Origin of the sequence: Pseudoselenomonas ruminantium (assembly GCF_900142515.1) — a bacterium.
GTDB classification, from domain to species: domain Bacteria; phylum Bacillota; class Negativicutes; order Selenomonadales; family Selenomonadaceae; genus Selenomonas_A; species Selenomonas_A ruminantium_D.
In genome coordinates this window covers 20,758-31,634 of record NZ_FRBC01000012.1, presented here as the reverse complement: position 1 = coordinate 31,634, position 10,877 = coordinate 20,758, and the positions used below count along the sequence as shown (strand labels likewise).

The following is a 10,877-nucleotide window of genomic DNA, read 5'->3' as shown; positions in this document are numbered from 1 at the left end:
AGACAGACAAGAGCAAGACGCATCAGAAATCAACGCAGACAAGAACGCTTCGTGAGCAGCACTAAGGGGCTGGTTTCGCTGTTAGCGGCCACTTGCATGATGGTTCCTTTTACCGCCGGGGCGGCACCTGCCGTGCCGAGCCCTGGGGAAAGCCTGGAAAAGCCACAGGTGACGGATAACAAGGTTGTAGTGGAAAATGATAATACCACTCCTGCGGCTGTCCCCACAGGTACGAAGTTCAAGCTGCAAAGCATCAAGGTAAACCATGATGGCATGAAGCTGAAAGAGGCAAGATTGCAGGCCATCACCCAAAAGATTGTCGGCAGGGAAATAACGGCTCAGGAACTCAATGCGGCTGTGGCGGAAATCACCGCCTATGCCCGCAAGGCAGGTTATCCGGCTGCCATTGCTTATATTCCCGAACAGACGGCCAAAAAGGGAAATCTGCAGCTCAATATCGAGCCGGGACGCTTCGATAAGATCACCATTGTCAATGATGGCGTCCTGCAGGAGCGTCTGCCCAAGGGTTATCTGGCAGGGCTGAAGACCGGAGATATCGTCCGTACCAAAAAGTTGGAAAAAGCCCTGCGCAACTTGCGGGACCTGCCGGGCATCAATGTCCGGGCTAGCCTGTCGCCGGGTGCAGAACAGGGTACCAGCAATCTGACGGTCAAAGTGGATAAAGGCGATGTGGACGCCTATGTGCTCTATGCCGAAAACTATGGCAGTCGGGCTTCGGGCCGTTACCGCTACGGTTTGCAGGCTGACTGGCGGAATCTGGAGGGCTCCGGGGCCAGGATCAATGCCGGTGGCTTGATTTCCAACAGTCATCAGCGGGGCTATAATATCGGTCTGGAAACACCGGTGGGACATAGCGCCACAGTCATGGGCGTAGGTTTCAGCCATTCCAACTATGAACTGGGCAGCATCTGGAGTCAGCTGGGAGTGAAAGGTAAGTCCAACACCATCAGCCTCTATGGCAGAACCCCGCTGCAGAATACAGCCACGAATGGCCTGAACCTTGTCTATGCCTATAACTACCGTCAGTTGACGGACGAATTCAACCATGTGGATTTCGGTGACCGCCATTCCCATAGCGTGAGCCTTGGCCTTGATGGACGTGCCCGCACAGCCCAAAGTGCCTTGCAGTACAATGTGACATTGCATAACGGCAACTTGGTGCCCGGCTCCCAGGTGGCAGCTGTCCTGGCCGATGCCGGTGCCTACAAAGGTCATTTCTTCAAGGGCACTTTTGACACCACGGCCCTGCAGAAACTGGGCGGCCCCTTCGATGTGATGCTGAAACTCTCCGGCCAGAAAGCCGCCAGCAACCTGGACAGCAGCGAGCATATCTACTTAGGTGGTGCCAAGGGGATCCGGGCTTACCCGCAGGGCGAAGCCTCCGGTGATGAGGGCATCCTGGGCAATCTGGAACTGCGCTACCATACCCCCGTCAAGGGCTTGACGCTGTCCACCTATTTTGATGCCGGACGGGTAAAAGCCGAAAAATCCGGCAGCAATGCTACCACCCTGAAAGGCTGGGGCCTTGGCCTGACCTACGCCCAGCCCAACGACTGGTTTGCCAGAATAGACTACGCACGGCGTATCGGCTTTGCGGACAACCTCTCCCGCGACGCCGAAAGCCGCGGCCGCATCTGGTTCATGGTTGGGAAAATCTTCTAAATCAAAAATAGAAAAGCCCCCCTGTCTTTGCATCTTGTGCTGGGCGGGGGCTTTTGCTATACTGTCTTATGGTGGCATTATGAAGAGAGGGGGCTGTTTATGGAGGAGCAGGATTTTCGTCGTATTGCGGAAGTCAGTTATTTGAATACGGACAATACCTGGCGCTATCGCTCTATTTTGCATTTTTGCTTTAAGCGCCATGAACATATGCAGACCTATGTTTATCCTGAGGATATTTTTCACGAGCTGAAAAAGGATCCTCATTTTCAGGCGTATACTTTCGAGCAGTTGGAGCAGGATCTTGCTACGCTGGTGGGCTGGAAAAACCTTATTCCCCATCAGGAAACAGGACGCTCCAAGAGCATTGCGGACTTTAAGAAGAAACGCTATCGCTATCAATGCACGCCTTATACGGTGGAGATTGAGCGCATGGTGGAGAAATTGCAATCCCTGGGCACGGAGTTTAGCGGTTCACTGGAAACTACGCAGTTTGACCGCATTCTGCGCGCCTTACGGGATTTTTTAGTGTCCGGGCAGGAACTTACATCGAAGGAACTGAATCAGACCTGGGTGGATCTGGAGCATTATTTCCATACACTGGTGCAGAATTCTTCCGATTATCTGGCCCATCTGAAGAGCGCCAAGGTGGAAGAACGGATGCAGACCACAGCCTTTGTAGCGTATAAGGATCGTTTTACCAAATATCTGCAGACTTTTGTCATTGGCCTGCAGCGGTCGGCCAAGCGGATGGAAAATCTCTTTCAGGGCAGCACACCTGAGCAGGAGGCAGCCTTATTTTCCCGGCTGACGGATTATCAGCTGTCCATTCCCCGGCTGGGGGAGGAGAAGAGCCGGGAAACCTACATGGAAGATTATCAGGAGAGTTTTCTGGTCATGCGGGAATGGTTTATGGGCAACAGTTATCGGGAAAGTGAGTTGTCGGCCCTGTCCAAGGAAACGGTGGACACCATCCGCCGCATTACGAAATTTGCCCAGCGGTTGGCGGAACAGCATCAGACCTTCCGCAGCCGCAAGGCTGAGTATATCCAGTTGGCGCGTTGGTTCTCCCATCTTTCCAGCAAGGAGGAGGCGGATTGCCTCAGTGCTGTGGCCTTTGGTCCCGCCGGCGGGCGGCATTTCTATGGGGAAAGCCGGGAAATGGAGGATATGAACAGTCATATTCAGGATGAAGTGCCGACGAGGATTATGCTGAAGCCACGGGTGAGCACCTATCGGGAACGCCAGCGGCAGGTACCCATCCGCCAGTATGCTGCGGCTAAGGAAGAAGCCCGTCAGCAGCATCTGGCCCAGCAGGAAAAGCTGGCAGTGGTGATGAATGGCCTGACCGCTGATGGCGTAATCGATTTTGCCTCGCTGCCTGTTATCAGCCGCGAGGCGCGGCAGATGCTGCTGAGCTGGGTGGCCCGTGCTTTGCAGCGCAATCCTGTGCGCACGGAACTGGGTAGCACGGTGGAACTTATCTATGACCGGCAGGCGAAAGGGCGCATTACCCTGCACTGCGAGGATGGTGACTTCTCACTGCCTCCCATGAAGTTTCGGATGCAGAAAGGAAACGGATAACAGATGGCAATTACAGACGGACAGGATGAACTCCGGCAGGCCGCCCAGCTGCTTGTGGAAAACCGCTGGGTAACCCGCAAGGACATGCCCGATGAATACTTATTGGTACGCCGTAACGAAAAAGCGTTGCGGCAATTTTTCCGTGACAAATGCGGCTGGCCTCTGCTGGTAACGCCGCAGTTTTACAAATTGGAGAAAATCCCCGCCAATCCCCGGCCTTTTATGGGCATAGAGGCCATGCAGAGCGTGGAGGATTATGTGCTGCTGGCCTGCGTCATGGCCTTTTTGGAAGAATATGAGGCCGGCGGGCAGTTCCTGCTGGGGGATTTGGCTGAGGCATTGCTTTCCTATTATCCGGAGGGTGCTTATACTCCTAAGTTGAATTGGGAATCCTACAACTGGCGCAAGTCCCTGATTCGGGTGCTGAAATATCTGGCCGATGAGGGAATCCTGCAGATTGTGGATGATGAAAGCGTGGCCTTTTTGAGTCAGGGCTATGGCAGCGATGGCAATATTGCCGGCGAGGCACTCTATGAGGTGACGGTATTGGCCCGGTATTTCCTGCGGAATTTTCCCCAGGAATTGGGGGCCTATGACAGCCTGGCAGAACTGGGGGCGGCGGATTTCATGCCGGAGATTGATGAGGAGGCCACGGCTCTGCGGCAGCGGCGGCACAGGCTATATCGGGAAGTGCTCTTAAGTCCTGTGTACTATCGGGATACAGAGTCGGAAGGGGATTTCCTCTATCTGCGCAAGCGTCATGGCCGGCTGGAAGAGGCGATGCTGGAATGGTTCGGCCTCCATGTGGAACTTTATCAGGATGCCGTGATGGCGGTTTCTCATGAGCAGTCATCCTGGGTCAAGGACAGTTTCCCGGTCCGGTTCCGGGGGCTTCATGATGTGTTGTTGCATTTTGCCCATTATTGGCGAGAGGTTTCGCCACAGGTGACTTCCCTGAGCAAAACGGAATGGCAGGTGCATATGGAGAAATTACAGGCGGCTGTGGGCCACGGTTGGACCAAGGAATACCGGGAAATGAGCGTTAAACGGCTGGCGGAGAATGTGCTGGCGGAAATGACGGCCTGGGGGATGGCCAAAGTGGCAGAGGATGGCCTGATTACATTATTGCCGGCCCTGCTGCGCTATGATGGCAGCTATCCCACGGATTATCAGCCAGGCAAGAGTGCCGAGCGGGGCAAAACGGAGGACAAGGAATGAGCGACAATCGTTGGCAGGCCTATCGGGCAGGCATTTTGAATTATTGGTATTATGATGAGGCGGAGTTTTACTTTGCCGATGGCAGGCTGCTTTTGCGGGGCAGCAACGGTTCTGGCAAGTCCGTTACCATGCAGAGCCTGATTACGGTGCTGCTGGATGGCGTGAAGCGGGCGGATCGTCTGGACAGCTTTGGTTCCAAATCCCGTACCATGGATGATTATCTGTTGGGGGAAAAGGAAATCAGCGAATACGAGGAACGTACTGGCTATCTTTATCTGGAATACAAGCGGGCAAACAGTGAGCAGTACATCACCACAGGCATTGGCCTTCATGCCCGCCGGGGCAATTCCAAGGTGGACTTTTGGGGCTTTGTACTGCAGAATGGCCGCCGTATCGGCGAGGATCTGTCTCTCTATCATCTGACGAAGAACCCGGAAACGGGAGAAGAACAGAAGATTCCTTTGACCCGCCGGGAATTGGAAAATGCCATCGGCCAGGACGGCCGGGTGACCACGGAGCAGCGGGAATACATGGCCATGGTGAATCAGTATGTCTTTGGCTATGAGGATATCTGCAAATACGAGGAATTGATGAAGCTGCTCATTCAGCTTCGCAGTCCGAAATTATCCCGGGATTTCAAGCCCAGTGTCATCTATGAGATTTTGAATGCCTCTCTGCCCACCCTTTCGGATGAGGATTTGCGGCCTTTGGCGGAGACGCTGGAAAATATGGAAAAGACCAGGCTGGCAATCGAACAGCTCAAGCGGGAGCGGGGGGCCTTTCAGAATATCTGCCGAGCGTATACCGCCTATAATACGGCGGTGCTGGCAGAGCGGGCTTTGGCTGAGGCCGATTGCCAGAAGGCCCTCAACCGTCTGAACAAGCAGGCGGGGGCCCAGCAGGAGGAACTGCTGGCGGCAGAAAAACAGGCGGCAGAGGCCAGTGAGCGGTTGCAGAGCCTGACGGTGGAAGAAGAAGCCCTGCGGCAGGAACAGGCCAGCCTGCAGGAGCATGAAGCCTATAAGGCTGCCGAAAGGAAAAAGGAAGCAGAATTGCAGCTGGCTAAAGAGCAGGCAGAGAAACAGCGTAAGGATGACAGCCTGCTGGAAAAACGCCGGCGGGAACTGTCCCTGCAGGAGCAGATGCGGCAGGAAGAGGCTGATCTGGCCCAATTGGAAAAACAGGTGGCTGATATTCTGGAGGATTTGACGGATCTGGCGGAGCAGGCGGACTTTGACAGCCACGCCGCTTTTCAGGAGGGCTTCCAGCTGTCCTCGCCGGATTGTGAGGAGCATTTCCACCTCTGGCGCCGGGAACGGCAGAATCAGCTGCAGAGCCTGCAGAAACTTCATAAGCAGATGCTGCAGTACGAGCAGTCGTTGGAAAAGCTGCAGCAATGGGAGCAGGAACTGGGCGAGGAAAACCGCCGGCTGGATCAGTACCGCCATGAAGAAGAACGGCTGACAGAAATGCTGGTCCAGGAACGGGAACAGCTGGTCGAGGCCTTCTATGAATGGAAAGCCCGCTGGCAGGCCCTGCTGCCAATGGACAAAGACGCAGAAATCCGCCTGGCTGGCAGTTTGCGGGAACTTTTTAGCACAACCTCCTGGCTGGATATCCAGAATCAGCTGGGAACCATTGTCAGCGAAAAGCAACGCAGCCTGAATGCAGCTATCGGCAAGGTGGAGCTGAATAAGCAGGAACTGACCGGTCAGCTGGCCGAAGCGCAGGCAGAACTGGCAAGCCTGCGTCAGACAAAGGAGGCTGAACCAGAACTGCAGGAAGCCTGGGCAGCTGCCCGTCAGGAACTGACAGCCCAGGGCCTCGCCTATGTGCCCTTATACGAAGCCACGGAGTACAGAAGCACGGTTTCCTCAGACATGCGGGAACGGCTGGAATCGGCATTGCTGGAAGCTGGCTTACTGAACTCTTTGCTGCTGGCTTCCAATGAGGCGGCGCAAAAACTGCCGGAATCCATGCGGGGCACGGTGCTCTTCAGCGGCGAGCCAGTGATGCTGGCTGAATCCCTGCTGGATTATCTGGAACCTGTGCCCGGAGAGAGCGGTATCGCCAGGGAACGCATTGCTGACGTTTTGGGCAGCATTGCCATCAGCAGTGAAGTATACGGCAAGGGCAATGGCATTGCCCTGAATGTGGTGGATGGAGCTTATCGGCTCGGTACACTGGCAGGACGGGCAGCCCAGCGCCCGGCAGAGCTCTTTATCGGCAAGCAGGCCCGGGAAAATTACCGCCGTCAGCAGATTGCCGCTAAGGAAGCGGAAATTGCCGGCTTGCAGGCAGAGTTTGCCCATGTGCAGAAGCAGGAAAGCAGCCTGCTGGCTGAAAATGACTGCCTGCTGAAGGCTCGGGAGGATTTCCCGGATCAGCAGGAGGTACAGTCGGTTTATGATGAACTGCGCAGCCGGGAACGGGATATTGAACGACAGCAGCACAGGCTGGGTGAATTGGCGGACAGGCAGAAGAAGCTGACCCTGGAAATGCGGGACGAACGGGCCGGAATCATTGCTGAGCGTGGCGATACGGGGCTGGCGTTTTCCGCCATTGCCTATGAGGAAGCTTTGGCCGCCCTCCACGATTATGGCGAAGTCTGGCACAAGCTCACCCTTATGCAGGCTAACTATGCCCATAGTGCGGAGCTGTTCCGGCAGCAGAGCCAGGAGGCGGAATATGTCCGAGAGGAAGTGGATGCCCTCAAGGGGGAACTTCTGGACAAGGATATGAATATCGCCCGGTTGGAGAAGAATATCTCTGCCCTGCAGGAGCAGCTGGCCCGGATGGATGCGGCGGCCATTGAAGCCCGCATTGCCGAAGTGGTGGAACGCCTCAGGCATATCCCCCAGGAAATCCGGCAGGTATCCCAGCTGCTGGGACAGAATGAAAGCAGCCGGCAGACATTGGCTAGTCAGCTGGAGCAAAGCCGGCGCCGGCAGCAGGTCTATGGAAAGCTGCTGGTTTTATGGCAGAAACTTCTGCAGGCTGAGCAGAAGCGGGGCTTTGTGGATTTGGACAAGAAGAATCTGCGGGAGCTTATGCAGGCCCGGCAAAAGAGCCGTGACAACAAGACCCTGCATTCTCTGGCCCAGGATGTGGAAAGCCAGTATGCCAGACAGCGGGATGAAATTGCTGAGTACCGCTTATCCCTGCGGGAAAATGTGGACGAACTGGGCGATTTGCCGGAAATTTCCCCGGAAGATGAGGAGATTTTCCTGCCCCGTCTGGATACCCTGCGGGATTATGCGGTGCGGCAGCTGGCTTTGACTGAGGCCGGCGGCAAGCCGTTGAGCCCCTATGAGCAGCTCCAGCAGCTCAAGGACCATCTGCTGGAACAGGAAAGCCTGCTGTCCGAGCAGGACAAGCGGATCTATCAGGAGATCATCCTCAACAGCATCGGTCGCACCATCAGCGAAAAGATCTACGGTGCAGAGGATTGGATTAAGAAGATGAACAAGCTCATGGGTAAAAGCGAAACCTCCAGTGCCCTGCGGTTCCGGCTGGAATGGAAGCCTCTTACGGGCGAGGATGATAACGAGCTGGACACGGCCGAACTGGTGGAACTTTTGCACAGCGATCCGGAATTGATGAAGGAAGCAGACATGAAGCGGCTGGAGAAACATTTTTCCTCCCGGATACGGCGGGCCAGGGAAGAGGCTCAGCTGCAGGAAAAGGATGCAGATGCCTTTCAGGCTTCGGTGCGGGAACAGCTGGATTACCGGCAGTGGTTCCGCTTCCGTCTCTATTATGACAAGGGTGAGCAGATTCAGCGGCGGGAACTTACGGACAAGGCATTCTTCCGCTTCAGTGGCGGCGAAAAGGCCATGGCCATGTATGTGCCCTTGTTTTCGGCGGCTTATTCCCGCTATCTGGATGCCGGCAAGGATGCGCCCCGTCTGATTACGTTGGATGAGGCTTTTGCCGGGGTGGACGAGCAGAATATGCGGGATATGTTCCGGCTGGTGGAGCAGATGGGCTTCAACTACATCATGAACTCCCAGGCCATCTGGGGCGATTATGATGTGGTGCCCAGCCTCAATATCTATGAGCTGCTGCGTCCTCTGAATGCCAATTATGTATCGGTGCTGGGCTATCATTGGAATGGCCATAGCCGTGATGTGATGTTGGAGGATAGCCGTGAAGGATAAGCTGGCAGCGGAAGCGGCGGCGTATTTTAAAGGTCATGCAATATTGCTGGCGTTGGCGAAAGAGTTTTGCCGCAAGTATCGCAGTCTGGGCCATTTCGGCGGGCGGGTGTCCCTGACTTCGCTTACGGTGGAGGAACAGCGGTCTTTAGCGGCCTTCCTGCGCCGCAAGTTTGGTGAAGCAGATTCCGTGTCTTATAAGGAATTTTCCGCAGCCTGGGAGAAAACCCGTTTCGGGAGCATTCCCTTGCCGGATTTCCTGCTTTCCCTGATGCCCGGGAATTTCATCACCAAGCGGGAAGAACGGCAGCAGGAACAGGCGAAACGGCAGGAAATCATGGACAGGCTGCTGGCAAAATACCCGGCTGGACCTGCCAGGCGCTGGTTGCAGGCTTTGGCCCAGGGAAATCTTCATCTGTTTGCCAAAGAATTATATCAGCAGGAAGATGTTCTGGCTACGGTGGCCTGCGCTTTAGCAATGCTGCCCGCCAAATATGAGCGGTTGCCCCTGTTTGCCAACCGGGTGGCGCAAAATCCCCATGCATTGGATTTTGACCGTACCGAGGGACGGCTTTTCTTGCAGGCTCTGGCCTTTTTGCAGGGGGAGAACGTTCCATCTGCTGCTGACGCACGCACAGAGCTGCTGTATAAATACCGCCTGATCCGTGACGATATCCTGAACTTTGCCACGGTTTACGGCCTGAAGGCCTACGGCGAAGATGGCGGAGAAATAGCCTATTGGCGGGAGGCGGCCAATAGCTATGCTCCTTTGAATGTGCCTCTGCGGGAAATTGCAGCCGCTGAGCGAATCCTGCCGGTGGAGGGAAATGCCGATACGGTCTATATCGTAGAGAATTCCGGCGTGTTCTCCACCTTGCTGGACGGATTGCAGGCTCGGCAGAAGTCTGTGCCGTTGGTGGCCCTCCATGGACAGCTGAAGGCTGCTTCCTGGGCATTGCTGGATCGTCTGGCCGCAAGTGGTATCCGCCTGCTATATGCCGGGGATTTCGACCCGGAAGGACTGAGCATTGCCAGCCATATCCTGAATCGCTACGAAGGAGCCGCCCTCTGGCATATGTCTGTGAACGAGTACGCCCAGGCCAATCTGCTCCTGCCGGAAAACCGGCTGAAAAAACTGCCCACAAGCAATCACCCGCAGCTGACGCCCTTGGTGGCAGCCATGCGGCAAGAACAAAAGGTGCTGTATCAGGAAAGTTTGCTCCAGGAACTGCAGGCTGATTTGTGGAACAAGTAAGGCGGGCGAATGGAAAATATTGGTTGATACTATAATATGTTTATGCTATAATGAGAATAATAAGAGAGGTCCTGCTTTAGTGGACGATTCAAAATAAAGGGATTATCGTATTGGCGGTAATCCCTTCTTAAATTGTACGGAAATGCTTGGAGAATGGATTTAGGGTTATATAAAGTTGATGCCGATTATTTGAGATTTTTGCATGGTATTGATTCGCGTGTCAGTGTGAAATTCAATAATAGACCGTTTGAATGATAAATGGAGTCAAATATGTGTTGCCACTCACCTCGCAGACCACCAATGAACGTAAGAAAAGGGGCAAGAAAAAACGTGCAGCAGTATTGACTACTTTTGTCAAGGAAAGTAATGGAACGGAAATTGCGAACATATTACACAATAATATGATTCCTGTGTTTGATTCGGTAGTGACACCTCTTAACATAGATGTGGAGAAAGACTCATATGAAATCAATGAAATCCGTTATATCCGTAAGAATCATGAGGAAATTATCGGCAAAGCCAGTAAGGTCTATGAAAAACGTGTCAACAATTATAATGATTTTTATGTAAAGGCATGTTGCGACTTTAAGAAACTGGAACAAGAGATATCTGGATACAAGAAGTGAATTGATAACGTCGCCTCCATTTTGCAGCTGGCAGACAGCGGTGCAGAATGAATAGATTTCGCACTGAGATAGCCTTCAAGTAATTGATGCCCCCTATTGTGATAAAATTTAGGTAGAATTATTTTTTCACGATAGGGGGGATTATTATGTTAAAGTGTAGAGATTGGCTTAGAAGGGCACAAAGACGCCTTATACAGCAAAAAGATCGTTGCATTTTTTATTTTGTCTGTATACAAAGAAGCGCTCAGGTCGAAAACCGAGCGCTTCTTTGCGCCTTTCCACCGGTTGGTTAGTCCGGCTGACAGGCAATCGTGTTTGCCGCTGTTACGGATCGTGTCGTAGAGCCACGCGGCTACG

At 53.9% G+C, this 10,877-nt stretch carries 6 protein-coding genes; all 6 read left to right on the top strand.

The genetic code is table 11. From position 1 onward, the window contains the following. The first annotated feature begins 51 nt into the window (after positions 1 to 51). The 6 genes from BUB68_RS07395 (at position 52) to BUB68_RS07370 (ending at position 10,520) form a co-directional block, all read left to right on the top strand. On the top strand, positions 52 to 1,683 hold the full coding sequence (locus tag BUB68_RS07395; protein WP_178139486.1) for a ShlB/FhaC/HecB family hemolysin secretion/activation protein: 1,632 nt from the start codon (positions 52 to 54) through the stop codon (positions 1,681 to 1,683). A 99-nt stretch (positions 1,684 to 1,782) separates the two neighbouring features. Continuing rightward, entirely contained in the window at positions 1,783 to 3,264 is a 1,482-nt protein-coding gene (locus tag BUB68_RS07390; protein ID WP_073089634.1) for a TIGR02677 family protein, read from the top strand. Positions 3,265 to 3,267: 3 nt separating this feature from the next. After that, positions 3,268 to 4,482 (top strand): TIGR02678 family protein, encoded by a 1,215-nt coding sequence (locus BUB68_RS07385; RefSeq protein WP_073089631.1) that lies wholly within the window; start codon positions 3,268 to 3,270, stop codon positions 4,480 to 4,482. Further along, positions 4,479 to 8,642 (top strand): TIGR02680 family protein, encoded by a 4,164-nt coding sequence (locus tag BUB68_RS07380; protein WP_073089629.1) that lies wholly within the window; start codon positions 4,479 to 4,481, stop codon positions 8,640 to 8,642. The genes BUB68_RS07385 and BUB68_RS07380 overlap by 4 nt, the downstream gene beginning before the upstream one ends. Further along, complete coding sequence (locus BUB68_RS07375) at positions 8,632 to 9,894, top strand: TIGR02679 family protein (RefSeq protein WP_178139485.1); 1,263 nt, start codon at positions 8,632 to 8,634, stop codon at positions 9,892 to 9,894. Before BUB68_RS07380 ends, BUB68_RS07375 begins: the two co-directional genes overlap by 11 nt. A 251-nt stretch (positions 9,895 to 10,145) precedes the next feature. Then, on the top strand, positions 10,146 to 10,520 hold the full coding sequence (locus BUB68_RS07370) for a type III toxin-antitoxin system ToxN/AbiQ family toxin (RefSeq protein ID WP_073089624.1): 375 nt from the start codon (positions 10,146 to 10,148) through the stop codon (positions 10,518 to 10,520). Positions 10,521 to 10,877 lie beyond the last annotated feature (357 nt).

Excerpts from the sequence above, each read along its gene's own strand:
- BUB68_RS07385 (WP_073089631.1), top strand. The coding sequence starts at position 3,268 with ATGGCAATTACAGACGGACAGGATGAACTCCGGCAGGCCGCCCAGCTG.
- BUB68_RS07370 (WP_073089624.1), top strand. The coding sequence starts at position 10,146 with ATGATAAATGGAGTCAAATATGTGTTGCCACTCACCTCGCAGACCACC.
- BUB68_RS07390 (WP_073089634.1), top strand. The coding sequence starts at position 1,783 with ATGGAGGAGCAGGATTTTCGTCGTATTGCGGAAGTCAGTTATTTGAAT.
- BUB68_RS07380 (WP_073089629.1), top strand. The coding sequence starts at position 4,479 with ATGAGCGACAATCGTTGGCAGGCCTATCGGGCAGGCATTTTGAATTAT.